This is a genomic window from Streptomyces panaciradicis, from assembly GCF_023516615.1.
GTDB classification, from domain to species: Bacteria; Actinomycetota; Actinomycetes; order Streptomycetales; family Streptomycetaceae; genus Streptomyces; species Streptomyces panaciradicis.
Genome location: NZ_JAMGBF010000067.1, coordinates 24,673 through 51,085, shown reverse-complemented (window position 1 = coordinate 51,085; position 26,413 = coordinate 24,673). Strand labels below are relative to the sequence as shown.

23 protein-coding genes are annotated in these 26,413 nt (G+C 72.5%); 15 read left to right on the top strand and 8 right to left on the bottom strand.

What is annotated here, in order from left to right; translation table 11 throughout:
* Positions 1-205 precede the first annotated feature (205 nt).
* From M8J74_RS22405 to M8J74_RS22395, 3 genes are all read left to right on the top strand, one after another.
* Entirely contained in the window at positions 206-1,309 is a 1,104-nt protein-coding gene (locus M8J74_RS22405; protein WP_058924697.1) for a citrate synthase 2, read from the top strand.
* 332 nt (positions 1,310-1,641) lie between these two features.
* On the top strand, positions 1,642-2,463 hold the full coding sequence (locus M8J74_RS22400) for a GNAT family N-acetyltransferase (protein ID WP_249838155.1): 822 nt from the start codon (positions 1,642-1,644) through the stop codon (positions 2,461-2,463).
* A 163-nt stretch (positions 2,464-2,626) separates the two neighbouring features.
* Positions 2,627-4,033 (top strand): PAS domain-containing protein, encoded by a 1,407-nt coding sequence (locus M8J74_RS22395; protein WP_249838154.1) that lies wholly within the window; start codon positions 2,627-2,629, stop codon positions 4,031-4,033.
* Between the two features lie 36 nt (positions 4,034-4,069).
* On the opposite strand, the gene M8J74_RS22390 is transcribed toward M8J74_RS22395, so the two are convergent.
* Entirely contained in the window at positions 4,070-4,825 is a 756-nt protein-coding gene (locus M8J74_RS22390; RefSeq protein WP_249838153.1) for an SIS domain-containing protein, read from the bottom strand.
* A gap of 261 nt (positions 4,826-5,086) precedes the next feature.
* Here M8J74_RS22390 and M8J74_RS22385 point away from each other — a divergent pair, with 261 nt between their 5' ends.
* Both M8J74_RS22385 and M8J74_RS22380 read left to right on the top strand, forming a co-directional pair.
* Entirely contained in the window at positions 5,087-5,779 is a 693-nt protein-coding gene (locus M8J74_RS22385; RefSeq protein ID WP_058924701.1) for an iron-dependent transcriptional repressor DtxR, read from the top strand.
* A 572-nt stretch (positions 5,780-6,351) separates the two neighbouring features.
* A complete protein-coding gene (locus M8J74_RS22380) occupies positions 6,352-7,272 on the top strand; it encodes an alpha/beta fold hydrolase (protein WP_249838152.1) in 921 nt (306 codons plus the stop codon).
* A gap of 22 nt (positions 7,273-7,294) precedes the next feature.
* Here M8J74_RS22380 and M8J74_RS22375 read toward each other — a convergent pair whose 3' ends face one another.
* The 3 genes from M8J74_RS22375 to M8J74_RS22365 all read right to left on the bottom strand — a co-directional run bounded on the left by M8J74_RS22375 (position 7,295) and on the right by M8J74_RS22365 (position 10,402).
* The gene (locus tag M8J74_RS22375) at positions 7,295-8,890 is read right to left on the bottom strand and encodes a transporter (RefSeq protein WP_249838151.1); all 1,596 of its coding nucleotides are present in this window, start codon (positions 8,888-8,890) and stop codon (positions 7,295-7,297) included.
* Entirely contained in the window at positions 8,887-9,660 is a 774-nt protein-coding gene (locus M8J74_RS22370) for an ABC transporter ATP-binding protein (protein ID WP_249838150.1), read from the bottom strand. The genes M8J74_RS22375 and M8J74_RS22370 overlap by 4 nt, the downstream gene beginning before the upstream one ends.
* 79 nt (positions 9,661-9,739) lie before the next feature.
* On the bottom strand, positions 9,740-10,402 hold the full coding sequence (locus M8J74_RS22365; protein WP_249838149.1) for a bifunctional DNA primase/polymerase: 663 nt from the start codon (positions 10,400-10,402) through the stop codon (positions 9,740-9,742).
* Between the two features lie 330 nt (positions 10,403-10,732).
* Between M8J74_RS22365 and M8J74_RS22360 the strand changes: the two genes are divergently transcribed.
* Positions 10,733-12,118, top strand: coding sequence for an NsdA family TPR-like regulatory protein (locus M8J74_RS22360; protein WP_058924705.1), 1,386 nt, complete (start codon positions 10,733-10,735; stop codon positions 12,116-12,118).
* A 189-nt stretch (positions 12,119-12,307) separates the two neighbouring features.
* Positions 12,308-14,002 carry a hypothetical protein gene (locus M8J74_RS22355; RefSeq protein WP_249838148.1) on the top strand — a complete coding sequence of 565 codons (1,695 nt, stop codon included), beginning with the start codon at positions 12,308-12,310 and terminating at the stop codon, positions 14,000-14,002.
* 30 nt (positions 14,003-14,032) lie between these two features.
* On the opposite strand, the gene M8J74_RS22350 is transcribed toward M8J74_RS22355, so the two are convergent.
* Positions 14,033-15,340: an ABC transporter substrate-binding protein gene (locus tag M8J74_RS22350; RefSeq protein ID WP_249838147.1), complete on the bottom strand. Its 1,308-nt coding sequence runs from the start codon at positions 15,338-15,340 to the stop codon at positions 14,033-14,035.
* A gap of 117 nt (positions 15,341-15,457) precedes the next feature.
* On the opposite strand from M8J74_RS22350, the gene M8J74_RS22345 reads away from it, so the two are divergent.
* Together M8J74_RS22345 and purU are read left to right on the top strand one after the other, a co-directional pair.
* Positions 15,458-15,958 (top strand): SCO4402 family protein, encoded by a 501-nt coding sequence (locus M8J74_RS22345; protein WP_249838146.1) that lies wholly within the window; start codon positions 15,458-15,460, stop codon positions 15,956-15,958.
* Between the two features lie 46 nt (positions 15,959-16,004).
* Complete coding sequence (gene purU / locus M8J74_RS22340) at positions 16,005-16,889, top strand: formyltetrahydrofolate deformylase (RefSeq protein WP_058924708.1); 885 nt, start codon at positions 16,005-16,007, stop codon at positions 16,887-16,889.
* A 165-nt stretch (positions 16,890-17,054) separates the two neighbouring features.
* On the opposite strand, the gene M8J74_RS22335 is transcribed toward purU, so the two are convergent.
* Together M8J74_RS22335 and M8J74_RS22330 are read right to left on the bottom strand one after the other, a co-directional pair.
* Positions 17,055-18,299: a zf-HC2 domain-containing protein gene (locus M8J74_RS22335; RefSeq protein ID WP_249838145.1), complete on the bottom strand. Its 1,245-nt coding sequence runs from the start codon at positions 18,297-18,299 to the stop codon at positions 17,055-17,057.
* Positions 18,296-18,874, bottom strand: a complete 579-nt coding sequence (locus tag M8J74_RS22330; RefSeq protein ID WP_058924710.1) for a sigma-70 family RNA polymerase sigma factor — start codon at positions 18,872-18,874, stop codon at positions 18,296-18,298. The genes M8J74_RS22335 and M8J74_RS22330 overlap by 4 nt, the downstream gene beginning before the upstream one ends.
* Positions 18,875-19,212: 338 nt before the next feature.
* On the opposite strand from M8J74_RS22330, the gene M8J74_RS22325 reads away from it, so the two are divergent.
* Complete coding sequence (locus tag M8J74_RS22325) at positions 19,213-19,593, top strand: STAS domain-containing protein (RefSeq protein ID WP_249838144.1); 381 nt, start codon at positions 19,213-19,215, stop codon at positions 19,591-19,593.
* Positions 19,594-19,764: 171 nt separating this feature from the next.
* Positions 19,765-20,277, top strand: a complete 513-nt coding sequence (locus M8J74_RS22320; protein WP_249838143.1) for an EF-hand domain-containing protein — start codon at positions 19,765-19,767, stop codon at positions 20,275-20,277.
* Here the strand turns inward: M8J74_RS22320 and M8J74_RS22315 are convergent.
* Positions 20,261-21,778: a class I adenylate-forming enzyme family protein gene (locus tag M8J74_RS22315; RefSeq protein WP_249838142.1), complete on the bottom strand. Its 1,518-nt coding sequence runs from the start codon at positions 21,776-21,778 to the stop codon at positions 20,261-20,263. The two genes, M8J74_RS22320 and M8J74_RS22315, sit on opposite strands and share 17 nt — an antisense overlap.
* Positions 21,779-21,877: 99 nt before the next feature.
* Between M8J74_RS22315 and M8J74_RS22310 the strand changes: the two genes are divergently transcribed.
* The 4 genes from M8J74_RS22310 (at position 21,878) to M8J74_RS22295 (ending at position 26,100) form a co-directional block, all read left to right on the top strand.
* Positions 21,878-23,074 (top strand): amidohydrolase family protein, encoded by a 1,197-nt coding sequence (locus M8J74_RS22310; protein WP_249838141.1) that lies wholly within the window; start codon positions 21,878-21,880, stop codon positions 23,072-23,074.
* Positions 23,074-24,207, top strand: a complete 1,134-nt coding sequence (locus M8J74_RS22305; protein WP_249838140.1) for an acyl-CoA dehydrogenase family protein — start codon at positions 23,074-23,076, stop codon at positions 24,205-24,207. The genes M8J74_RS22310 and M8J74_RS22305 overlap by 1 nt, the downstream gene beginning before the upstream one ends.
* Positions 24,208-24,209: 2 nt before the next feature.
* On the top strand, positions 24,210-25,139 hold the full coding sequence (locus tag M8J74_RS22300) for an acyl-CoA dehydrogenase family protein (protein WP_249838139.1): 930 nt from the start codon (positions 24,210-24,212) through the stop codon (positions 25,137-25,139).
* 499 nt (positions 25,140-25,638) lie between these two features.
* Entirely contained in the window at positions 25,639-26,100 is a 462-nt protein-coding gene (locus tag M8J74_RS22295; protein ID WP_249838193.1) for an ATP-binding protein, read from the top strand.
* Positions 26,101-26,413 lie beyond the last annotated feature (313 nt).

The window sequence follows — 26,413 nt, the reverse complement described above, 5'->3', positions numbered from 1 at the left end:
GGGGCCAATGCATGGCACTGAGTGCCACGAAGACTCCCCAAATATGGCACTGGGGGATATCGTGCTGGTGTCGTTCCGGTTGAGCGACCCGCCGCACGGGGCATCACCAGGGTGGCCACCAGGACCGCGAGTCGCACGACCGACCGGGGATCCAGTGGCCGAGCCGCCCGTACGTCCGCCCCCACCCATCACGAGGAGCCGCCTGATGTCCGACTTCGTACCCGGACTCGAGGGAGTCGTCGCGTTCGAGACGGAGATCGCCGAACCGGACAAGGAGGGCGGCGCCCTCCGCTACCGGGGCGTCGACATCGAGGACCTGGTCGGTCACGTCTCCTTCGGCAACGTCTGGGGGCTGCTCGTCGACGGCGCCTTCAACCCCGGCCTGCCGCCCGCCGAGCCCTTCCCCATCCCCGTGCACTCCGGCGACATCCGGGTGGACGTCCAGTCGGCGCTCGCCATGCTCGCGCCGGTGTGGGGCCTGAAACCGCTGCTCGACATCGACGCCGAGCAGGCCCGCGAGGACCTCGCCCGGGCCGCCGTCATGGCCCTGTCCTACGTCGCCCAGTCCGCCCGCGGCCAGGGTCGCCCCATGGTCCCGCAGAGCGAGATCGACAAGGCCCACTCCATCACCGAGCGCTTCATGATCCGCTGGCGCGGTGAGCCCGACCCCAAGCACGTCGCCGCCGTCGACGCCTACTGGACCTCCGCCGCCGAGCACGGCATGAACGCCTCGACCTTCACCGCCCGGGTCATCGCCTCCACCGGCGCCGACGTGGCCGCCGCCCTCTCCGGCGCCGTGGGAGCCATGTCCGGCCCGCTGCACGGCGGCGCCCCCTCCCGCGTCCTTGGCATGATCGAGGAGATCGAGCGCACCGGCGACGCCGAGGCGTACGTCAAGCAGGCCCTCGACAAGGGCGAGCGCCTGATGGGCTTCGGTCACCGCGTCTACCGCGCCGAGGACCCCCGCGCCCGCGTCCTGCGCCGCACGGCCCGCGAGCTCGGCGCCCCCCGCTTCGAGGTGGCCGAGGCTCTGGAGAAGGCCGCCCTGGCCGAGCTGCACGCGCGCCGCCCCGACCGGGTGCTGGCGACGAACGTCGAGTTCTGGGCGGCGATCGTGCTGGACTTCGCCGAGGTCCCGGCGCACATGTTCACGTCGATGTTCACCTGCGCCCGTACGGCGGGCTGGTCGGCGCACATCCTGGAGCAGAAGCGCACCGGACGCCTGGTCCGCCCCTCCGCCCGCTACGTCGGCCCGGGCGCCCGCTCGCCGCGCGAGGTCCAGGGCTACGACGGCATCGCCGCGGGCTGACCCCCATCACGCAGACGACCCGCGAGCTCTGGTCCCTCCGCCTCGGCGGAGGAGCCGGCCGGACGTACCGGCGAGCTCGCGGGTCGGGTGACTGCTTGGGATTGGGCCGGCTGCACGCTTCTCTCACGCGCTGGTCCGGCACCGCACTAGATGTGGTGCAGGGCCACTAGCCCGCAGCCACCTCACGCGTCCGGTATTCATACATTCGCCGAACCACCTCCCTTCTCGTGTGCCCACACATTAAGAACGGCCCGGCCCGGGGATCAACCTCTTTTTCCGAGAGCCGAAATTTCGACAGCCGTCGACGGATGCCGCTCGGTAGCGTTCCGCCCATGACGAACCGGCGTGCGATTCTCAGTGGGTCCTCCTTCGAGGAGCGGATCGGGTATGCCCGGGCCGTGGTCGACGGGGAGTGGGTGCATGTGTCGGGGACCACGGGGTTCGACTACTCGGCCATGACGATCTCCGACGATGTCGTGGAGCAGGCCGAGCAGTGTCTGCGGAACATCGGGGACGCGCTCGCAGAGGCGGGGTGCGGGTTCGAGGACGTCGTGCGGGTGCGGTACCTGCTGCCCGAGCGGGAGGACTTCGAGCCCTGCTGGCCGGTGCTGCGGCGGGCGTTCGGCCAGGTGCGGCCGGCGGCGACGATGATGGTGTGCGGGCTGGCCGATCCCCGGATGCGGATCGAGATCGAGGTGTACGCGCGGCGGCCGCGGCTGCGGATCGAGGCCGTGCACGGGGTGGACATGCTGGAGGAGTGGCGGCACGTGCACAACGTGATCGTGCCGCCCGCCGCGATGTCGCTGGACGACGCGCGGGAGCGGCTCGCGCGGTACCGGATGGAGAACGCGTACCTGGGGGACGTGCTCGTCGGGTGTTCCACCGTGCGGCCGCCGCAGGGCGAGGACGCGGCGGCGACGGTGATCGCCCGGGTGCTGCCCGGGTACCGGGGGCGGGGGTTCGGTACGGCCCTGTACGAGCGGGGGCTCGCCCACGCGCGCGTGCTGGGCGCGCGGGCCGTGGAGACGTGTGTGCTGGCGGTGAACGAGGACGGGCTGCGGTTCGCCGGGAAGCGGGGGTTCGTGGAGACCGAGCGGTACGTGCTCGACGGCGGGAGCGACCTGTGGATCGATCTGCGCCTCGCAATGGATTGATCTTCGGCCGTCGGTGGGCGGATGCTGGAGACAGAGGCGGCTTGCAACGATTCCCTCAATCTTGTGGGAACTCGGTGTGTGCTGCGTCACGTTCCAGTTAGATGATTGCGAGTGAGCGAACCGGCGTTCCGTACGTGCGGACGCGGCTTGGCAGGGGGTCCAGGTGAGTGCTTCCCGGCATAGTGGGACCACCGACGAGCTGGGGCCCGATGAGCCCGAGCGGGACGGTCCCGTGGGTCCCGACGGCTCGGACCTGCTGGCGGCGCTGCTCGACGGGATGGACGCGGCCCTGTGCGCCTTCGACGCGGGCGGTGTCGTCACGCACTGGAACCGCGAGGCGGAGCGGATCCTCGGCTGGACCGCGGCGGAGGCGGTGGGACGGCACGGATTCGCCGGATGGGCCGTGCGGGAGGCCGACGCCGAGGAGGTCGAGGGGCGGCTGATGTCCGCCATGGAGGCCCCGGGACGGCAGGTGCACGAGTTCGCGCTGCTGACCAAGGACGGCGGACGGGTGCTCGTACGCACGCAGTCGGCGGCCGTACGGGGCCCGGACGGCAAGCCCGCGGGGGTGTACTGCGCCTTCAGCGAGGTGCACACCCAGATCGACCTGGAGCGGTCCATCGCGCTGAGCGAGGCGCTGTTCGAGGACGCGAGCTGGGGTGTCGTGCTGGTGGACGCCGATCTGCGGCCCGCGGTGGTGAACGCGCACGCCGCGCGGTCGCTGGGCATCGGCCGTACGTCCGCGCTCGGGCGGCCGCTGGGCGAGTTGCTCGCGCAGGGTGTGGAGGAGCTGGAGAGCGCGCTCACCCATGTGCTGGCGGAGGGCGCGCCGCCCGCGCCGGCCGAGATCTGGGTGAGCGTGCGCGCGCCGGAGGGCGAGCAGCGGCGGTGCTGGCGGTGCGGGTTCGTGCGATTGGCCTCGCCGCTGGCCGAGGAGCCGGTGCCGCTCGGGGTCGGCTGGCTGTTCGTCGACGTCACCGAGGGCAAGCAGGGCGAGCAGGAGGCGTCGCTGCTGCGGTTCCGGGCGAACCAGCTGCACCGCGCGGCCCGCGCGGCGGCGGAGTGCGAGGACCCGCGGGAGGCGGCGACGATCCATCTGGACTTCGCGCTGGCCGGGTTCGCCGATCACGCGCTGATCGACCGGGTGGCGGGTGGCCCGGTGGCCGACGCGGAGGCGGAGGGGCCGGTGCGGCTGGTGCGGGTCGCCGCGACGCCGTCCGGCGCTCCGGGGCCGAGTCTGCTGACGGGCGCGGCGGGGCTGCCGGTGCGCTACGGGCAGGGGCATCCGGCGTTGCAGTGCGTGGAGCGGGCGGGGTCGGTGCGGGCCAGTGCGGGGTCGGTGCCGGCGGAGAAGGCGCGGGAGTGGGCCGTGGGGCGGCAGTGGCCGGCGGACGCGGTGCACGCGCTGTGCGCGGTGTTGCGCAGCCGGGGGCGGACGCTGGGGGTCGTGACGTTTCTGCGCGGGGCCGGCCGGAGTTCGTTCGAGCGGAGCGACGCCGTGTACGCGGAGGACGTCGCGGTGCGGATCGCGACCGTGCTCGATCTGGCGGGGGTCGTGGACCGGGAGTAGCCGGGCGGCCCCCGGCCCCCGGCCGACTCCGGCGCCCTACTGCCGGTAGAAGATCCGGTCCCCGTACTCCTTCATGACCCGTCCGTTCCACTCGTGGCCGCCGTCCACGTTCCCCGACCGGAGCAGCGGTGGTTCGATGCCGCGGTCCGCCAGGGAGCCGGCCGCCGTGGCCATCACCGCCTGCATGATCGCGCTGGTGACGACGGTCGAGGCGGGGGCGAAGGGGGCGGGGACGGTGTCCAGGGCGAGGGTCGCGTCGCCGATGGCGATCATGGAGTCGAGGACGATGTCGCAGTGGTCCTTCAGGTAGGTGCCGGAGGAGTGGCGGGAGCGGGTCTCGGTCGCGTAGGCCACCGACGTGACGCCGATGACCTTCACGCCGAGGGCGCGGGCGTTCATGGCCATCTCGACGGGCAGGGCGTTGCGGCCGGAGAGGGAGATGATCACCAGGGCGTCGCCCGCGCGCAGCGGGGAGGTGTCCAGGACCGCGCTCGCGAGGCCGTCGACGCGCTCCAGGGCGGAGCCGAGCGTGGCCGGCATGACGTCGACTCCCACGACGCCGGGGACGACGAGGAGGTTCATCAGGGCGAGGCCGCCGGCACGGTAGACGACGTCCTGGGCGGGCAGCGAGGAGTGGCCCGCGCCGAAGGCGAAGAGGCGGCCGCCGGCGGCGACGGTGTCGGCGAGCAGGGTGCCGGCCGCCGTGATGGACTCCGTCTGCTCGTCGCGTACGCGCCGGAGGAGGTCGATCGCGGCGTCGAGGAACTGGTCGGCCAGGCTGCCGTCGCTCATGCGGGTCCTTTCGGGGCGCACCGTGCGGAGTCCGTGTCGCGGATCACGGTGCGGTCTGGACCAGTGCCGTGTCAATACGGCCGTACGACCCCGCGACGGGAGGGTGCGGCGGGACCGGTCGTCGTCCCGTACCCGCCCGTAACCCGGTGGTTTCCACGGTGCGGCACGGTTGTCGGTGCCATGCGTCAGAATTGAGTCCAGGGCCAGCGCACGCGCCGGGATGCCGTTCGTGCTTCCGGCAGATCTCATCGAGGGGCACGTATGTCCGGACTGATCGACACCACGGAGATGTATCTCCGCACCATCCTCGAGCTGGAGGAGGAAGGTGTGGTCCCCATGCGTGCCCGGATCGCCGAGCGGCTGGACCAGAGCGGCCCGACCGTGAGCCAGACGGTGGCGCGGATGGAGCGGGACGGACTGGTCGCCGTGGCCGCCGACCGGCATCTGGAGCTGACGGACGAGGGCCGGCGGCTCGCCACGCGCGTGATGCGCAAGCACCGGCTCGCCGAGTGTCTGCTCGTCGACGTTATCGGCCTGGAGTGGGAGCAGGTGCACGCGGAGGCGTGCCGCTGGGAGCACGTGATGAGCGAGGCGGTGGAGCGGCGCGTGCTGGAGCTGCTGCGGCACCCGACCGAGTCGCCGTACGGCAACCCGATCCCGGGTCTGGAGGAGCTGGGCGAGAAGGACGGCGCGGACCCGTTCCTGGACGAGGGCATGGTGTCGCTGGCGGACCTGGACCCGGGTGCCGACGGCAAGACGGTGGTGGTGCGCCGTATCGGCGAGCCCATCCAGACGGACGCGCAGCTGATGTACACGCTGCGGCGGGCGGGGGTGCAGCCCGGTTCGGTGGTGAGCGTGACGGAGTCGGCGGGCGGGGTGCTGGTCGGCAGCGGGGGAGAGGCGGCCGAGCTGGAGGCGGACGTGGCGTCCCACGTCTTCGTCGCCAAGCGCTGAGCGACGGGACGGCGGGCCGCGGGGGCGGGAAGGCGTCGGGGGCGTCTTGACGGTCCGTGGAATCCGAGATTCAGTGCGTCGCATCGCAGCGCTTCGACGGGTCGCGTGCGAGGCTTGCCCGTGAGGCATATGACCGGAGGGGGCGGAGGATGTGCCGGAGACGTGTGGAGGGCCCCGGCGCCTCGCGGCGCCGGGGCCTGTCCTCCCCTGTGCTGACCCGGAGCCCCGAGCTCTCAGGGTCATTCCCCTCGGACCGGTTTCCCCGAGCGGTCCGCCTCCCGCTGAAAATCTCCCCTCGGCTGCGGCGATCATTCCCTGAGTGCGGTCACTCGAACGAGGGGTGTTGTCGGCAGACGAGGCATTTTCGAATACCCATTCGATAGTCTGCGAGTGACAGGGCGGGCGGAATCCGCGCTTCAGCAGTGAGTGCACCGCGGAAGGCAGCACCGGGACACGCACCGGAACAAGCACCAGTACAGACAGCTGCACGGCACGGCAGGACACGGTTCACAGGACCGGCCGGCTCGAGCGGGAGCGAGCGGTCCGAGCGGAGCTAGGGGGGTGCCAGAACCATGGCGCGACGCATCGACGTGACGGGGGCGGGCGGCGTACGCCTCGCGGCATGGGAGTTCGGGGACCCTCCCAAGGCGGACCCCGCGACCCTCGTACCGGAACAGCCCGGCCCGCCGGACCGGGCCGCCCCGCAGGCGCAGCAGGAGCACGGGCCCGGGGTCCTGTTACTGCACGGCCTGATGGGCCGCGCCTCGCACTGGGCCTCCACCGCCCGCTGGCTCTCCGAGCGGCACCGCGCCGTCGCGCTCGACCAGCGCGGCCACGGCCAGAGCGACAAGCCCCCACGGGCCGCCTTCACCCGGGAGGCGTACGTCGAGGACGCGGAGGCCGCCCTCGAACAGCTCGGCCTCGCCCCGGCCGTCCTCATCGGCCACGCCATGGGCGCCCTGACCGCCTGGCAGCTCGCCGCCAAGCGCCCCGACCTGGTGCGGGGCGTGATCATCTGCGACATGCGGGCCTCCGCCCTCGGCGCCGCCTCCCAGCGCGAGTGGGCCGACTGGTTCCGGGCCTGGCCCGTCCCCTTCGCCACCCTGGCCGACGTGCGCAAGTGGTTCGGCGAGGACGACCCGTGGGTCGAGCGGCCCAACCCCGCGCGCGGGGAGTTCTACGCCGAGGTGATGCACGAGGGCCCGGACGGCTGGAAGCCCGTCTTCGACCCCGACCAGATGCTCGAGTCCCGGGAGACCTGGGTCTACGACGCGCACTGGGAGGAGCTGGCGCAGGTGCGGTGCCCGGCGCTGGTGGTGCGGGGGCTCGACGGCGAGCTGGGGCGGGCCGAGGCCCAGGAGATGGTCCGGGTGCTGCCCGCCGGGGAGTACGCGGAGGTCGCCGACGCCGGCCACCTCGTGCACTACGACCAGCCGGAGGGCTGGCGGGCGGCGATCGAGCCGTTCCTGGACGCCGTGCTCACCAGCCCCTGAGGGCGCGTGTCGCCCTGGACCCTCACCCCTTGCTCACCGCGGTCAGGATCTCCGGGAGCCGGGCCGCCGTGCGTGGGGCCGCCAGACGCAGGCCCGCCCAGGTGATCGCCGCGCCGTACGCGGCCCCGAACGGCAGCAGCAGCCAGCCCCAGGAGTCGCCGCCCTGCGCCACGTTCGCCCAGATCGCGGCGGCGATGACCGGCGCGGACAGCAGGGCCGCCGAGACCATGCCGCCGAAGATCGAGATCCAGGCGAGGCCGGTCTGGCCGGGGGCCACGTTCTTGTAGCCCTCCTGCGGGATGGAGTACGGGAACCGGGCGGACGTCCAGGCGCCGGTGGCCAGCATCGCGCCGAGCAGCGCGAAGGACAGGCCGAGGACCTCGGGCAGCCGGGGCCAGTCGCCGAGCATCGCGGTCGTCACGACGGTGACGAAAGTGGCGTACGGCAGCGTGATCACCAGCAGGGCGAGCGCCCGCCCGCGCAGCTCCACGTAGGCGTCCCGGCCCGAGGAAATGGTCAGCGCGACCATCCAGAACGCGGAGGTGTCCTGCCCGAACTGGTTGTACATCTGGATGCCGAGCATCCCGGCGGCGAAGCACGCGAAGTAGACGGAGCCGGTGCCCTGCAGGGCGTTGAAGACGGGCACGATCAGCCCGATGGCCAGCGACGTCACCCAGGCCGCCTTGGTCTTGGGATCGCGCCACACATACCGCAGGCTGCGTTCCATGACCGTGCCGGTGCGGCCGGCCGGCAGCAGGCGCGACAGGCCGGAGCCGGCCCGGCCGCGCGCGGCGGGCTCGGCGGACACCTGCAGGGTCGAGCCGTCGGGCGAGGTCATCAGCCGGGTCAGGTGCCGCGCCCACACGGCGATGAGCGCGGCCAACGCAGCCGCGCTGAGCGCCAGTTGCAGGGCGGCGACCCCGTAGGACCCGGAGCTGACCGAGTCCACCGCGCCGATCGCCGAGGCGGGCGGCACCCACTTCACCACGTCGCCCGCCGGCGCGAGCTGCTTGAGGCCGCTCGAACCCAGCCGCTGCGCACCGAAGTTGACCAGCTGCGCCCCGATCGCGATGACGAGCCCGCTGAGCACCGCCAGATCGCGGCCCTTGCGGCTGGTCAGCAGCCGGATGTTGGCGGCGGCGACGGCCCGCGCGAGGGCCACGCACACCAGCAGCGCGAGCACGACGGCGACGACACCGACGGCGTACGCCGCTCCGCCGCGCGCGACGGTGATCACCGAGCCGGTCAGCAGGAGCAGGGTGAACAGCGGGCCGATGCCGACGAGGGAGGCCGCCAGCAGGGCCCGTACCAGGGGCCGCGGGCGCAGCGGCAGCATGACCAGGCGGGTGGGGTCCAGGGTCTCGTCCCCGCCGGGGAAGAACAGCGGCATGACCGCCCAGCCCAGCGCCAGGACGGCCGTCAGCAGGACGACCACCGCCTCGGCGTGCGCGTGTCCGCGCAGCGCGGCCAGGCCCAGCAGCTGCAGCGCCCCGAAGAGGAGGACGACGACCGCGGAGACGACGTAGGCGGCCCGCCGGCCGCCCGACTGCCGCAGTCCGTTGCGCAGCAGCGACAGCTTCAGCCGTACGACGACGGCGGTGACGTCGGTGGCCGTCATCGCGCGCCGCCGCCCAGCCAGTCGAGATCGGAACCGGTGTCGCGGCCGCCCGCGCCGACGAGTTCCAGGAACGCCTTCTGCAGCGAGGGGGCCTCACCGCGGACCTCGGCGAGGGTGCCCTGGGCGCGGATGCGGCCGGCGGCCATCACGGCGACCCAGTCGCACAGGGACTCGACGAGCTCCATGACATGGGAGGAGAAGACGACGGTGGCGCCGGAGGCGGTGTAGCGCTCCAGCACACCCCGGATGGTCTGCGCGGACACCGGGTCCACGCCCTCGAACGGCTCGTCCAGGAAGAGCACTTCGGGGTTGTGCAGCAGGGCGGCCGCGAGCCCGATCTTCTTGCGCATGCCGGTCGAGTAGTCGACGACGAGCTTGTGCTGGGCACCGGCCAGGTCCAGCACGTCGAGCAGCTGGGTGGCCCGCTTGTCGACCTCGGCGCCGGGCAGTCCGCGCAACCGGCCGCTGTAGACGAGCAGTTCGCGGCCCGACAGCCGCTCGAACAGCCGCAGTCCCTCCGGCAGCACCCCGATCCGCGCCTTCACCGCGACCGGATCCCGCCACACGTCGTGCCCCACGACCTCGACGGTGCCCTGATCGGGCCGCAGCAGCCCGGTCACCATGGAGAGGGTGGTGGTCTTCCCGGCCCCGTTGGGCCCGACGAGGCCGATGAACTTGCCGGCGGGCAGCTCGAGATCGATCCCGGCGACCGCGATCTGCTGCCCGAACCGTTTCCAGAGGCCTTGAACGCGTACGGCGGCTGAGGTCATGAAGGAACCCTACGGGCAGGTGGCGCCGCTCAGGGATGCGGGCCGCACCCGATCCGCGGCTCCGCCGCTCGGGCTCACGTCACCTGTCCCGGCCGCACGCGTAGGCCAGGGGCGACGTCAGCTCCTCCGCGTCCGGCAGCCAGCGGTTGGCGGGCGTGGGGCGGCAGGCCCACTGGACGGCGCCGCGCGAGCCGAACCGGGTGGGCGGCGCGGCCACGTAGGAGCCCTCCCCGAGCACCGCCAGATCGAGGGAGGAGGGAGTCCAGCCGAGCCTGCGCAGCGACTCCGGCACCTTCACCGAGGCGCCCGGCAGCACGAAGAAGTGCATCCGCCGGTCCGGCGTCAGCGTGACCGGCCCCAGCGTCAGCTCCATGCGCTCCATGCGGGCCAGCGCCAGGAACCCGGCCGTCTCCGGCACGGAGATCGCGTCGAACGTACGCCCCGTCGGCAGCAGGATCGACGCCGTCGGCTGCTTCTGCCACATCCGGCGCGCGACGGTCGCACTGCCCGTGGCCTGCGTCGCCCAGTCGTCCCGCGCGGGATGCGCGCCCGGGGCGGCGCACGCCGCGTCACCGCAGGAACAGCGCTGCACCCCGTCGACGGCTTCCAGCCAGGTGCCGGGGAAGACGTCCCAGTGGCGCTCCTCGGCGTAGCGTACGGCGGTCTCCAGCAGCGATTCGCCGCGCTGCTGCGGGATCTGAGCGGCTTCGGTGCCCGCGATCGTCTCTTCCACGATGAACACAACTCCCGCACCCACCTGGAGTTACGGGCGTAACGCGCGCGGGGGAGGGGCATCGATCCCTCGTCCGGGGCGCATGGATGCACGTGTGGGGGCGCGCGGGAGGAACCACGGCGTGAGCTGGGTAGCCACGAACGGGGACGGCTTCCCTTCAAGAGGCCCTTACCCCGGCAATCCTCGGAATTCCTCGCATGGCGCGCATTTTGCGCATGTCGGCGGGGCATCGATCTTCAGGGCCGGATCTTCTCGCCTCCCAGGGCGAGGCGTTCCGGCCGTGGAAGACACGCCAACTCGGTGCGTGGGCAGGCACCGCAGCCACAGGGGGTAGTGCCAATGGCCGCAAGGCCTCTCGTCGCGCGGCAGCCGAACGAACGGCTGCAGGCGCTCATCCAGGAAGCGGGGTGCTCGAACGCCGGGCTCGCCCGCCGGGTCAACATGTGCGGCGCCGAGCACGGCCTCGACCTGCGCTACGACAAGACGTCCGTGGCCCGCTGGCTGCGCGGACAGCAGCCGCGGGGCCGGGCGCCCGCGATCATCGCCGAGGCGCTGGGCCGCAAGCTGGGCCGCACGGTCACGATCGACGAGATCGGCATGGCCAACGGCAAGAACCTCGCCTCGGGCGTCGGCCTGCAGTTCTCGCCGACGGTGCTGGGGGCCATCGAGCAGGTCTGCGAGCTGTGGCGCAGCGACGTCGGCCGGCGGGACTTCCTGTCCGGCTCGTCCGTCGCCGCCTCCGCCCTGGTCGAGCCCAGCCGTGACTGGCTGATCTCCTCGCCCGACTCGCAGGTGGCGCGCTCGGCGGGGCCGCGGGTCGGCCAGTCCGACGTGGCCGCCGTGCAGGCCATGACGCAGGCCCTCGTGGACCTCGACCACCAGTACGGCAGCGGGCATGTGCGCCCGGTCGTCGTGCACTACCTCAACAGCGTCGTCTCCGGGCTGCTGGCGGGCTCCTACCGGGAGGCGGTGGGGCGCGACCTGTTCGCCGCGGTCGCCCGGCTCACCGAACTCGCCGGGTACATGGCCGTCGACACGGGCCAACCCGGCCTGGCCCAGCGGTACTACATCCAGGCGCTGCGGCTCGCCCAGGCGGCCGGTGACCGCGGCTACGGCGGCTATGTGCTGGCCGCCTCGATGAGCCACCTCGCCGCGCAGCTCGGGAACCCGCGTGAGATCGCCCAGTTGGCGCGGGCGGCGCAGGAGGGCGCGCGCGGGCGCGTCACCCCGCGCGCGGAGTCCATGTTCCACGCGGCGGAGGCGCGCGGGCACGCCCTGATGGGCGATGTGCGGGCGGCCCAGCTGGCGTCCGGGCGGGCGGTGAGCGCGCTGGAGTCGGCCGACTCCGCCTCCGGGGACGACCCGGTGTGGATCGCGCACTTCGACGAGGCCTATCTCGCCGACGAGTTGGCGCACTGCCACCGCGACCTCGGCCAGGCCGAGGCGGCGGCGCGGCGCGCGGAGGAGTCGCTGGCCGGGCTGCCGGAGACGAAGGCGCGCAGGCGGGCCATCGGGTACGTGCTGCTGGCCACCGCGCAGGTGCAGCAGCGCGAGATCGAGCAGGCCTGCAACACCGGCCTGAAAGCGGTGGAGTTGCTGGAGAGCGTGCGCTCCAACCGGGGCGCCGAGTACCTGGAGGACTTCCAGCAGCGCCTGGAGCCGTACCGGGAGGAGCCGGTGGTAAGGGAGTTCGGGGCCCGGATGGAGCTGCAGGCCGCGGCATGAACGGGCGGGAAACGGTTGGTTGACGATCGGATTCGATCGGAGGTGGACATATACGGCGACCTGCGAAGCTCCCCTGTTACCGCCGTCACAGGGGAGGAGGTTGCGCCCTGAGCTGTGTCGCACCCGGCTCCGGGGACCCGGTAGCGTGAGCCGACGGTTTCACAAGGTCCCCCATTAGTAGGAGTCCCGGTGACGCAGAGTGGACAGAGCGAGGAGCCCTCGCAGCGCCAGGCGCGCGAAGGCATCGTGCTGCCCTCCGACGGCGGCGAACCGTTGCTGCCGGGCATGCTGGGCAACCAGACCGGCCCGCGGCACGGCTCGCCGCAGGCCCCTCAGGGCGGATCGCACACCGCGCAGTACGGCGACCTCTACGCCGGGCAGCAGCCCGGGCAGCCGCCCGCCTCGGCCCCGCCCGGCGGCCAGTCCTGGGGCACGCCCTGGGGCCCCGACCGGCAGGAGTCCGCGCCCCCGGCGGCGGGCCAGGGCTGGGACACCCCGCAGGCCCAGTCCTGGGGCACGCCGGGCCCGTACCAGCCGCCGGCCACGGACCAGTGGAACGCCGGTTCCCAGCCGCTGCCGCAGGAGGGCGCGCCGTCCCCGTCCTACGGCGGCGCGGCGCAGCCCACGCCGGGCGCCTCCGCGCACGACGGCTACCCGCCCGCCGCCCACCAGCCGACGTCCGGCTCCCCGCTGCCGCCGGCGAACCCCTACCCGGGCGCCCCCGGCTACGGCGCTCCCGCCGCCTTCGGTGCCCCGCTGCCCCCCGCCGACGAGGGCGCCACCCAGCTCATACCCCCGGTCACCGGCGGTGCGCCCGGCAGTGAGGGGGCGACGCAGTATCTGCCGCCCGTGCCCGCGGCACCCGCCGACGAGGGGGCCACGCAGTTCCTGCCGCCCGTGGGGCCCGGCGCGCTGCCGCCCCAGGCCGGTGGCCACCCCTCCGGCGAGGCGACCCAGTTCCTCGGCCGCCCGGCGCAGGCCGGTGCCGGGCCGCTGCCGCCCGCCGCCGACCCGGACGCGCAGGCCACCCAGTTCATCCCGCCGGTGGGCGACCACCGTCAGCCGCCCGCCGAGTTCGACAACCTGTTCCGCGGCGCACCGGGCGGCGAGGCCCCGGCGGGCTCCACGCAGCAACTGCCGCGCATCGAGCAGCCGCAGCAGCCCGCCTACGGCGGCCCCCAGTCCTCGTACTTCCCGCCCGGGCGCGACCACGACGACGACGGTGGTGGCGGTGGCCGGGGCGGCCGCGGCGGCCGTACCAAGTCGCGCGTGCCGCTGATCGCGGCCGTCGGCATCGGCATCGTGGTGCTCGGCGTCGGCGCGGGCGCGCTGATGGGCGGTGGCGGCGGGGACGACGGCAAGGACAAGAACCAGCCGGTCTCCGCCACGGCCCCGGCCGGCGACGGCTCCGCCTCGCCGTCCGCCGACCCCGCCAAGCAGCAGGCCGTCGCCCTGGACAAGCTCCTGGCCGACAGCGGCAACAGCCGGGCCTCGGTGATCAACGCGGTGGCCGACGTCAAGGCGTGCCGGAACCTGGGCGGCGCGGCCTCGGACCTGCGGGCCGCCGCCAGGCAGCGCGGCGAGCTGGTCACCCGGCTGTCGGGACTGTCCGTCGACAGGCTCCCGAACCACGCCGACCTGACCGCCGCCCTCACCAAGGCGTGGCAGGCCTCCGCGTCCGCCGACAACCACTACGCGGCCTGGGCCGACCAGGTCGGCGGACGCAAGGGCTGCCACAAGGGCCAGGCCCGCGGCACCGGGCAGACCGCGGCCGGCAACGCCGCGAGCGGCATCGCCAGCCAGCAGAAGCTCAAGGCCTCGCGGCTGTGGAACGCGATCGCGAAGTCCTACGGCCTGACCCAGCGCGGACCGACCCAGCTCTGAGCCGGTCCCGGCCCGGCCCGGCGCGGACGGTCAGTCGACGTCCGCGCCCTGCAGGGTCTGCGCCACGTCGAGGAAGCCCTGCTTCGCCGCCACCAGCTGCCCCTGCCGCACGACCTGGAGCGTCACGTCCGTGTTGACGATCCGGGAGAAGCCGATGGTGGCCACCGGGCCCTGGTCGCTCCAGTTCAGGGGCGGCGTCAGTCCGCCGGTGGTGACCTTCAGGCCGTCGTCGAGGGCACGGCGCACGGAGTCGGCCGTGACGTCGCCGCCGCCCAGCGAGTCGACGACCTTCTTGAACACCGTGTAGGCGATCCAGGTCGTCTGCACGCCGACGTCGCCGGCGTCGATCCGGTTGTCGCCGAAGGCCTGCTCGCTGATCACCTTCTTCATCGGGGCCCAGCGCGGGTCGCTCGACACCGGGTACCAGCCGGTGACGTAGGAGCCCTCGTACGGTCCCGACGGGCCACCGGACTCGTTGATCACCGTCTGGTCGACGCTGTCGAGCGTGGCTGCGGTCCGTACCGCCGGATACTCCTCGCGCTCGCGCCGGAAGGAGTCCATGAAGGTGCTGGTGCGGTCCCCGAGCGCCGGGATCGCGCACCCCTTCTTCGCCGCGCCGCCGGTGGTGGCGGCCAGCGCCTTCACGGCCGGCCCCGCGTACTCGGTGGTGTCGTCCGCGGCCCGCTGGTCGATCGAGGGCCGGTGCCCGCCGGCCTTCAGACCGGAGTCGAGCATGGGGGGAAGCTCGTCGCCCGCAATGGTGTCGGGCCGGATCAGCGCGACGGGCCCGCAGCTCGCGGCGAGTTCCTTGCCGAGGCCGGCCAGCAGCGTCGGCTGGCCGCCGTTGACCGGGTAGGACAGCGGGCTGGTGAACTCGGAGGTGGTGGCGCCGTAGCCGCCGATGAAGGGGATGCCGGCGCCTTCCAGGTCGGGGAGGTAGGACTCGCCGTACTGGCTGTAGGAGCCGACGACCGCGACGACGTTCTGCTTGACGGCCGTGCGGGCGCACTTGGCGGCGGCCACGCTGTCGTTGTGGTCGTTGCAGGTCAGGACCTTGAGCTTGCGGCCACCCAGGCCGCCGTGCGCGTTGACGTACCGGGCGTAGGCCTGCGCGAAGGCCGGCATCCCGGGCTTGTTGGTGGCGCTGGTGCCCTGCGGCGCCCAGGTCATCACGGTGATCGGGTCGCCCCCGGCGGCACTCGCGGTACCGGGGATGACCCCGCAACCGGTGGCCAGGGACGTACACACCGCGAGGGCTCCCGCCGCGAGGGCGGTAGCTCTGCCGGGCCGGGTGCGGGTGGGGAGGAAGGTGCTGCGGAAGCGTCGCCTGCCGGTCATGGACCCACACGCTTCCGTCACATCGCCAACCCTGTGGTGACCTACGGTTATTGATCGGTGACGTGCAGGTGAATTACGGGGGCAGGTGAGGCGCGAGTGCGAAAGAACGTACGATCGGTGACCGTGCAAGGTTCGGACAACTCTTCCCGTCGCGGTCGTCGCTCCTCCACCATGGGCGGTATGCCACTGAACGACATGCCGTGGTGGCGCTGGCGCAGCAATGTGCGCTCCGCGCTGCACATGCTCTCCGACCCCGGGTTCCAGCAGAACGTCTGGCTGGCCGGCGTCGACGGGTACGGGGACGTCACCGACGCCGTGTACCGCCTGGTCGAGGACACCTGGCTGGACAACTGGTCCGCCGAGAAGTACGTCGGCACGATCTTCCGGGACTCCCAGGAGGCGGCCCTCGTCGACACCGCCGTGCTGCGGGTGCTGCGCATCATGCACCAGGTCGGGCCGGACGCGCCCGTCTCCGCCTACCTGGAGCACCAGGGCTGGCCGGAGGCGGTACGGGCGGCGCGGGACGCGCACGTGCGCATGGCCGTGGCCGACGGCGAGGACCCGGACGCGCCGCCGCGCACCCTCGAGGTGCTGCGGATCATGACGCGTTCCGCTTAGCGGACGCGGGTTCGGACCCGAGTTCACTTATGGGACCCTGTCCTGCATGAGCGAGCAGTCCACCCGAGCCGCGGCGAACCCCGCCGACCAGTACGTCCTCACTCTCTCCTGCCCGGACAAGCAGGGCATCGTGCACGCCGTGTCGAGCTACCTGTTCATGACCGGCTGCAACATCGAGGACAGCCAGCAGTTCGGCGACCACGACACGGGTCTGTTCTTCATGCGCGTCCACTTCTCGGCGGACGAGTCGGTGACGGTGGACAAGCTGCGCGCCAGCTTCGCGGCGATCGGTGACGCCTTCCACATGGACTGGCAGATCAACCGGGCCGACGAGAAGATGCGGATCGTCCTGATGGTCAGCAGGTTCGGGCACTGCCTGAACGACCTGCTGTTCCGGGCCCGGATCGGCGCGCTGCCCGTGGAGATCGCGGCCGTGGTGTCCAACCACACGGACTTCGCCGAGCTGGTGGGCTCGTACAACATCCCCTTCCACCACATCCCGGTGACGAAGGACACCAAGGCGGAGGCCGAGGCGCGGCTGCTCGAGGTCGTCCGGGAGAACGACGTCGAACTGGTCGTGCTCGCCCGGTACATGCAGGTGCTCTCCGACGACCTGTGCAAGCAGCTCAGCGGGCGGATCATCAACATCCACCACTCGTTCCTGCCGAGCTTCAAGGGAGCGAAGCCGTATCACCAGGCGCACACCCGGGGCGTCAAGCTCATCGGGGCGACCGCGCACTACGTGACCGCGGATCTCGACGAGGGGCCGATCATCGAGCAGGAGGTCGAGCGGGTCGGGCACGACGTCACGCCGGACCAGCTGGTGGCGATCGGGCGGGACGTGGAGTGCCAGGCGCTGGCGCGGGCGGTGAAGTGGCATGCCGAGCGGAGGATTCTGCTCAACGGACGCCGGACGGTGGTGTTCGCCTAGCGGCGGGCTGGGGGGCTCGGGTTCGGGGCGGGTGCGGGTGGTTCGTGGCTGGTCGCGCAGTTCCCCGCGCCCCTGGGTGGGTCCACTGCAAGGCTTTTAGGGGCGCGGGGAACTGCGCGACCAGCCCCCACCTACCCGCACCCACCCCGAAACCGAACCCCGCCCTTACATTCTGCTCAGGGACGCCGCCGCGAAGAGGACGTCCCTGATCGCCTCGCGGTCGCCCACCTGCCCCGCCGCCGCCTCCTCCGGCGGCACATGGCCCGCGGCCAGTCTGCAGAACTCCACGCCGTCCAGGGCGACATGGGCGATCTCGTGCTCGGGCGACGCCTCCGCCGCCGGTGAGTCCAGCGGGATCAGCCACTCGCCCCCGCCGAGGCCCTCGATCTCCAGCCGCAGGCTCCGGCCGGGCCCGCCCGCCACACCGAGGTGCCGCCCGGGAGCGGGGGAGGCGAGCCCCTCCTGGCGCCGCCCCGCCAGCACGACGGGAAGCATGCGCGCCGCCAGATCGATCATGCGGTGCAGATGCCGGGGAGCGGGCGGCTCGTACGGGTAGTCGACCGCGTCGGCGATGTCCTCCGCGTGCACCCAGCACTCGAACGCCCGGTCCAGCATCGCGTCGTGCAGCGGCAGGTCGAAGTCGCCGTAGGAGACCGCCAGCCGCCCCGAGCCGGAGCCGCCGGTGAAGGAGACCGTGCGGACCAGGTCGTGGCTCTGCTCCCGCCACGGGCGCCGGACCGCGCGCGTGGGCGGGGAGGGGGCGCTGCGCCAGAGCGCCTCGGTGCGGAACGCCGGGCCGGGGCCGTCCGCGGGGCTGCCGCCCAGCGGGTCGTCGAGGCCGAGCGCGACCGCCACGAGGCCGTCGACGCACAGCAGGTGGGCGATGACGCCGGCGACCGTCGTACGGCGGCTGGTCGGGCCCTCGCCGTCGAACCAGCGCAGCCGCACGGGCGCGTGCCACTCGGCGTCGCCGATGTCCTGCAGCAGGGCGTCGAGCCGGGCCGTCTCCGCGTCGTACGGGGTCGCCCAGTCCGGGACCGGGATGCGCGGCGGGCGCCGGTCGAGGCAGCGCTGCAGCACGCGGGTGCGCAGGGCCGGGTCCAGGTCGAGGCTTTCGGGCGGGTGCAGCAGGCCCACCGCGTCGCGCAGCCGCAGCGCCTCCTCCGCGCAGGGGCCGCAGCCGCCCAGGTGGTCCTCGACGGCCGCCGTCTCCTCCGCCGAGCAGGCGGCCAGGGCCCACGCCCCGAGCAGCGACTTCAGCACATGGTGCTCCAGGACCAGCGGGGCGGACGCGGGCTCCCGCGGCGCGGGCAGCGGCCGGTCGCCGTCCTCGACGGAGGACCGGGGCAGGGGTATGCGCGGCGGCTGCCCGGGCTCGCGCGGTGCGTCGAACGCCTCGAAGCCGCTCACACCGCACCCCCGTACCCGGGGGGTGAGCCGGGCGCGCCGGCGTCGTGGGCGGTGGACAGCAGCTGCAGGCCCAGGCGGAGGCGACGGCGGGCCTCGTCCTCGGTGACGCCGAGGTCGGCTGCGGTCTGGCGGTAGTCGCGGCGCTGGAAGTAGGCCAGCTCCAGGGCGGCGCGCAGCGGGGAGGGCATGGAGGTGACGATGTAGTCGGCGCGGGCGGCGACCGAGGCGCGGCGGACCTTGCGCTCCAGTTCCTCGGTGGAGCCGCCGCCTTGGGCCAGCGCGGCGGTCTCGGTGGCGCGCAGTCGCTGCACGGCGAGGCGGTGGGTCAGCGTGGCCACCCAGGAGCGCAGCGGCCCCTGCTTGGGGTCGTAGGTCTCGGGGTGCTCCCAGACGTGGGCGAAGACGTCCCGGGTGATGTGGTCCGCGGCCCGCTCGTCGCCGAGGACACGGTGGGCCAGGCCGTGCACGAGCGAGGCGAAGCGGTCGTAGAGCTCGCCGAGGGCGGCCGCCTCACCGCGTGCCAGCCGCTGCTGCATCTTGCGGTCCCAGCGCGGCGGTGCGTCCTTCTTCGCCATGCGGTCCCCCCACCCTGTTCGTCGGCCTGCCCGCGCTCTCGTCCAGCCTGCGTCCACCGTCTCCTCGAATGTAGTCGGCACCTGTGACAGCGCACGCCCCTTTATGGCATTGCGCGCCCCCATGGAACCGTCAGGTGGTAGTGGACCTTCATCCACCCCCCCTCTCGGACCAGATCTGTCCCGATCCGATCGAACAGGATCGAAGTAGACAAAAACAAGCCTCTTTCGATCGGTTTCCGTTTCCCCTGAAGGGTTTCAGGGCAAGGCCGCTGGGCAGCCACGCTGCGAGGAAGCGTAAGGATGGCTTCCGTTTTGCGGGGGACCGGCGAACGAAGGGCATGGTGGTGGCGTTCTATGTGAACGGCGACGAGCAGGGCGAATGGACCGTGCTCAGTGTGTCGGGCGAACTGGACCTGGTGACCTCTCCGGCACTGCGTCAGCGCGTGCACGACGCGGTGGCCGACGGCCGCCACAGTCTCGTCCTCGACCTCTCGGAGGTCTTCTTCTGCGACTCCAGCGGTGTCGGCGTGCTCATAGCCGCCCGCCGGCTGATCCGCTCCTGCCAGGGCAGCCTGCGGCTGATCCTCCCCGCGCGGGGCGCGGTCGAAGGCTCCCACGTCAACCGGGTGCTCGGTGCGCTCGGCGTGCGCCGGCTGTTCGACGTGTACGCCGACCTGGACGAGGCCGTCGCCGAGGAGGCCGGACCGCTGTCGGCGTAGCGGCGCCCGCAGAGGTCGCCCATAAAGGGTGCCCGGTCCTTCTGCCACACGGTTGTCCCGGAATTCCCCCGGTCTTGGCACAAGCGTCGCTTTCGCGCGCCCCGAGGCGCCGACGCGTCGTACGCTCCCGTCCAGGAACACCCCGACGTGACGTGAGGCGGCTCGAGAGACATGGTCAGCAGCGAGTACGAGCGCAGGATCGCCGCCCGGTTCGCCACCTTCGACCAGGACGGCAACGGCTACATCGACCGCGAGGACTTCAGCGTGGCGGCCAAGGCGCTGCTCACCGAGTTCGGTGTCGCGGCGCGCTCCGACAAGGGGCAGGCGCTGTACGCGGGCGCCGAGGCGTTCTGGCAGGGCATGGCCGGGATCGCGGACCGGGACGGCGACCAGCGCATCACCCGCGAGGAGTTCGTCACGGGCGCGGTCAAGCGCCTGCGGGACAACCCCGACCGGTTCGCCGAGATCGCCCGCCCCTTCCTGCACGCGGCCCTCGACCTCGCCGACTCCGACGGCGACCGGGCGGCCACCGTCGCGGACACCGTGCGCGTGCTGCGCGTCCTGGGGGCGGACGAGGAGGTCGCCGGGGCGGCCGCCGCCACGCTCGACACCGACGGCGACGGCAGGGTCGGGGAGGCGGAGATCGTGGCCGCGTTCGCCCGCTACTTCACCGTCCCCGAGTAGCGCCGTCCGCATAGCGCTCGCGCAGCTTGTACTTGAGCACCTTGCGCAGCGTGTCGTTGCGGGGAAGGGCGTCCACCAGCTCCAGCTGCTCCGGCAGCTTGTGCACCGACAGCCCTTCCGCGCGCAGGTACGACGTCACCGCGTCCAGGGTCAACTCCGTTGCCCCGGACGGCTGTTCGACGACCGCGCAGACCCGTTCCCCGCGCTCGGCGTCCGGCAGGCCGATCACCGCGACGTCCCCGACGGCCGGGTGGGCGGCCAGCAGGTCCTCGATCTCCTTGGCCGAGATGTTCTCGCCCTTGCGGATGATGACGTCCTTGAGTCTGCCGGTGAGCACCAGGTGGCCGCCGTCCGTCACGAACCCCAGGTCCCCGGTGCGCAGGAACCCCTCGTCGTCGAAGGCCTCGGCGGTCTGCGCCGGGTCCAGGTAGCCCTGGCAGACGGCCTCGCCGCGCAGCCGCACCTCGCCGTCGACGATCCGTATCTCCATACCCTGAGGCGGCCTTCCCTCGGTGGTCGCCAGGTTCTCCACGCTGTCCTCCGGGTCGCCCATGGTGATCATCGGCACCTCGGTCATGCCGTACCCGTGGGTGAGCTGCACGCCCATCTCCCGTACGACCGCGTGGTACACCTCCGGCGGCTTCGGGGCGCCGCCGCCCGCGAGCAGCCGGAGTGAGGGGATGATCTTGGTCCCCGGCTGCTTGCGCTGCTCGGCGAGGAACATCGAGTAGAAGGCCGTGGACCCGCCGGCCACCGTCACCCGGTGCCGGCGGTAGCCCTCCAGTGCGTCGGGCAGCGCGAACTGCTCGAACATCACCGCCGGGAAGCCGTACAGCAGGAGCATCACCGTGTAGTCGGGCCCGGCTATGTGGGCGTACGGGAAGGCCATCGAGCCGACGTCGTCGGCCGACAGGCGCAGCGCGTGGGCGAGGCAGGAGCCGCCGGCGATCAGCGAACGGTCCGTGTGCAGCACGCCCTTGGGGTCCGACGTCGTCCCCGAGGTCCAGTAGATCCAGCGGACCGAGGTGCCGTCGGCGGGCGGCGGGGGCAGGACGGCCGGGTCGCCGTCGGGGAGGGTGTCGTACGCCTCGAAGACGCCCTTCGCGCCCAGCCGCCGGGCCATCCCGGTGTGGTCGAAGCCCCGCCAGGTCCCCGGCACCGCGAAGTACTCCGCCTTCGACTCCCGCAGCGCGAAGCCGACCTCGCGGTCCCGGTAGAAGGGGATCACCGGCGTCTGCACGGCGCCCAGGCGGGCCAGCGCGAAGGACAGCAGCGCCGTCTCGATGCGGGTGGGCAGCTGCCAGGCGACCACCGTGCCGGGGCGTACGCCCATGTCGTACAGGCCGGCCGCCACGCGCTCGGCGCGGGCGCGCAGTTCCCCGAAGGTCAGGCGGCGGTCGTCCTGGAGGAGGACCGGGCGGTCGGGGGTGAGGCCGGCGCGGCGCACGACCAGGTCCCACAGGGTCCGGGCGGAGCTCAGGGAGTGCGGGGTCTCGTTCACGGGTGCCCCCTGCTTGGCTGACGACTCGTCAGGTGACATGCTATCTGACGACCCATCAGATAGCGCCTGTCAGGGAAACACCGTCCGGCGGAGGGGACCATGGACACCGAACTGCCCCGCATCATCAGCGTCGACGACCACGTGATCGAGCCCGCACACCTCTTCGACACCTGGCTGCCGGAGAAGTACCGCGACCGCGGCCCCCAGGCCCTGACCGCCGGCATCGGCGAACTCGCCTACGTCGCCGGCAAGTACCAGATCACGATGGACCCGGACGGCCCGCCGACCGACTGGTGGATCTACGAGGACCTGAAGTTCCCGTACAAGCGCAACATCGCCGCCGTCGGCTTCGACCGCGACGAGATGACCCTGGAGGGCATCACCCGACAGGAGATGCGGCGCGGCTGCTGGGACCCCAAGGCGCGCCTGGAGGACATGGACCTCAACCACGTCGAGGCCTCCCTGTGCTTCCCCTCCTTCCCCCGCTTCTGCGGGCAGACCTTCGCCGAGGCGCACGACAAGGAGGTCGCGCTGGCCTGCGTGCGCGCCTACAACGACTGGATGGTCGAGGAGTGGTGCGGCGACAGCGGCGGCCGGCTCATCCCGCTGTGCCTGATCCCGCTGTGGGACGTGGAGCTCGCCGTCGCGGAGATCCGGCGCAACGCCGCGCGCGGGGTGAGGGCCGTGACGTTCTCCGAGATCCCCACCTACCTGGGCCTGCCGTCCATCCACTCCGGCTACTGGAACCCGTTCTTCGCGGTGTGCCAGGAGACCGGCACGGTCGTCAACATGCACATCGGGTCCTCGTCCCAGATGCCGGCCGCCTCCCCGGACGCCCCGCCGGCCGTCCAGGCCTCCCTCAGCTTCAACAACGCCATGGCCTCGATGATGGACTTCCTCTTCAGCGGCGTGCTGGTGCGCTTCCCGACCCTCAAACTCGCCTACTCCGAAGGGCAGATGGGCTGGATCCCGTACGCCCTGGAACGCGCCGACGACGTCTGGGAGGAGCACCGCGCCTGGGGCGGCGTACGCGACCTGATCCCCGAGCCGCCGTCCACGTACTACTACCGGCAGATGTTCTGCTGCTTCTTCCGCGACAAGCACGGGGTGGCGTCCCTGGACGCGGTCGGCCGGGACAACGCCACCTTCGAGACCGACTACCCGCACGTCGACTCGACCTTCCCGCACACCAAGGAGATCGCCCTCGACCATGTGAAGGGCCTCGACGACGAGACGGTCTACAAGCTGATGCGGGGCAACGCGATCCGCATGCTCGACCTCGACCTGGACCGCTAATGGACCTGTCGTACACCCCGGAGGAGGAGGAGTTCCGGTCGCACTTGCGCGAATGGCTCGCCAAGGTGCTGCCGACCCTGCCGCCGAAGCCGTCCCCGGACGACTGGCCCGGGCGCCGGGCCTACGACCTCGGCTGGCAGCGGATGCTGTACGACGCCGGGTACGCCGACGTCCACTGGGAGGGCACCCCGAGCGTCCGGCTGATCTTCCTGGAGGAGACCGAGAGGGCGGGCGCGCCCTACGTCGGCGCGAACTTCGTGGGGCTCCTGCACGCCGGACCCACCATCGCCGCCGAGGGCACGCCCGAGCAGCGCGCCCGCTGGCTGCCGCCCGTCCTGCGCGGCGAGGAGGTCTGGTGCCAGGGCTTCAGCGAACCCGACGCCGGCTCCGACCTGGCGGCGCTGCGCACCCGCGCGCGCCGGGACGGCGACGACTACGTGGTCAGCGGGTCCAAGATCTGGACCTCCCACGCCGAGGTGGCCGACTGGTGCGAACTGCTGGTGCGGACCCACCCGGACGCCCCCAGGCACCGGGGCATCAGCTGGCTGGCCCTGCCCATGGACGCCCCCGGCGTCACCGTACGGCCGCTGCGCACCCTCGCCGGGTCGGCCGAGTTCGCCGAGGTGTTCCTCGACGACGTCCGGGTGCCCGTCGCCAACCGGGTCGGGGACGAGAACGACGGCTGGCGCGTGACGATGGTGACGCTCTCCTTCGAGCGCGGCACGGCGTTCGTCGGGGAGGTGGTCGCCTGCCGGCGCGTGCTGGGCGAACTGGCGGTCACCGCGCGGCGGAACGGACGCTGGGACGATCCCGCGCTCCGGCGGCGGCTGGGCCGGCTGAACGCCGAGTTCCGGGCGCTGTGGCGGCTGACGCAGTGGAACGTCAGCGAGGCGGAGGCCTCCGGCGGAGTGCCGGGGGTGGGCGGCTCGGTGTTCAAGCTGCGGTACTCGCACGCGCGGCAGGAGCTGTACGACGCGGCGGCGGAGGTGCTGGGGGCGGACTCGCTGGATCTGGAGCGGCCCTGGGTGCTCGACCGGCTGTCGTCGCTGTCGTACACCATCGCGGCCGGGACCTCGCAGATCCAGCGGAACATCGTGGGTGAGCGGATTCTCGGGCTGCCGAAGGGGAGGTGACGATGCGTTTCCAACTGACGGGAGAGCAGGAGGCGTTGCGCGGGGCCGTGCGGGGGGTGTTGCGTCGGGTGGCGGGTGCGGGTTCGTCGTGGCTTGTCGCGCCCCGCGGCGGAGCCGCAGACGGATACAGCCCCGCGCCCTTTCCCGGCGACGCCCGACCCGGCGATGAGAGGCCACGTCTCGACCGGGGGCTGTGGCGGGCCTTGGGGGACCTCGGGTTCTTCTCGCTGCGGTTGCCCGAAGCCGACGGTGGGGCCGGACTGGGTTTGCCGGAGGCCGTGTTGGTGTTCGAGGAGGCCGGGCGGGCGCTCGTGCCCGGGCCGCTCGTCGCCACGCATCTCGCCGCCGGACAGGTGCCGGGGGCGGCCGAGGGGGAGGTCGTCGTGGCCGCCGCCGACGGGCGGCTCGTGGAGTGGCTGGAGGAGGCGGACGTCGTGCGGCCGGGTGCCGAGGGGGCCCTACCGCTGCGGTCGGTGGACCCGCTCACGCCCCTGCACCGGGTGCCCGCACCGGCCCCTACCGATCCCGTCGCCGTGCTGCTGACCGCCGCCGAGCAGCTCGGGACCGCCGCACGCGCGGGCGAACTGGCGGTGCAACACGCCCGGACGCGCGAGCAGTTCGGGCAGCCGATCGGGGCCTTCCAGGCGGTCAAGCACAGTTGCGCGCAGATGCTCGTGCGCACCGAGGTGGCCCGCGCCGCGGTCTACGCGGCCGCCGTCACCGCCGACCGGGCCGACATCGCCGCGGCCCGGCTGCTGGCCGACGAGGCCGCCGTGCGCGGCGCCCGCGACTGCCTCCAGGTGCACGGCGGCATGGGCTTCACCTGGGAGAGCGAGGTGCATCTGCTGCTGAAGCGGGCGTGGGTGCGCTCGGAACGTTGCGGCGGCGGCACGGAGAGTGAGGAGCTGCTCGCGGCCGACCTCGTGGCATGAACAGGGCGGGCCTGCGGCTTTTCGCCGGGCGGCCGTCGGGATGTCGCGGATCGTGGCACAGCGCCATCACGGAGCGTTGATACCGGGTTGTGTCCTACGTGTGACCCGTCACGGCCCGGAGTCGGCGACCGGCTCCGGTACCTTCTGTGGGATGCGAGTGGTTCCGGGCGCGGTCCGTACCGGTGTCGCCCCCGGGGCGGCCCCTCAAACGGCCTGTTCGACTCCTCGTAGGGAGCGTCGCACAGTATGCCGCACGGGTACTCCTTCGCGCTGGAATATGCCCGAAGCGCTTGTTGAGGTGACTGTACGTCAACCATGCTGTCGTGCAAGGGATTCACGTTCCGTGACCCCTGCCCTGGGCTCTGCGTCGGCTGTTGTTCTGGCCATGCAGAAAATGGCTACGATCGTGGCCCTCGCCGCGGTGCCTCTGGCACGGCTCGCGCGGCATGAGGTCATGTGTCCGCCGGTTCGGATGGTGTGAACGGTGCAGGTGCTTCAAGTGCAGCTGGAGATCCGGCCCGACCCCACTGAGGTGGGGCGAGCCCGGAGGTGGACCCGTTCACGCCTCGCCGTGTCCGGAATAGCGGCCGACGAGCCGCTCGCCGAGACGCTGATCCTGCTCGTCTCCGAACTGGTCACCAACGCCGTGGTGCACACCGGCTGTCCGGCCGTGCTGCGGCTGAGCCTGCCCGAGGGGGCGGCCGAGCCGTCCACCGTCCGCCTCGAGGTCGCCGACGCCAGCGACCGGGCCCCGGTGCCCCGCTGTGCGGACGGCGACGCGACCGGCGGGCGCGGACTCGCCCTCGTCGACGGTCTCGCCGACCGCTGGGGCTGGAGCCCCGAGGGGGCCGGCAAGAGCATCTGGTGCGAACTCGACCGCTGCGACCGGCCGCGCGGGGACGCGGCGAGCTGTCTGGGCGGCGTCCCGGCCTACGAGGGGCTGGCGTTCGAGACGGTGTGACCGTCCGGGGTGTCGTCACCGTTCGAGACGGTCTGGCCGATTGTCGTCATGTCCGATGCACGGGTGCAGAAATCCCCGTCGCCCCCGTCCTGCGCGGTGCGGTGCGCCGGGGCCGTGCACCCGTGCGCGGCCACTGCAAAAGGGACGTAAGTCGTAAATCTCCACTGGGCTGTTGACGCGTCGTGACCGGGCGAACACGCTGGTGGTCAGCGATTCGCCGTGAGGGGACGGCGAGGGTTTCGGTGACGGAGGTCCTCGTCGAGCGCGGATCGTGAGTCGGCGTCAGCTCTTTCGGATTCAGGGCCAGAGGGCT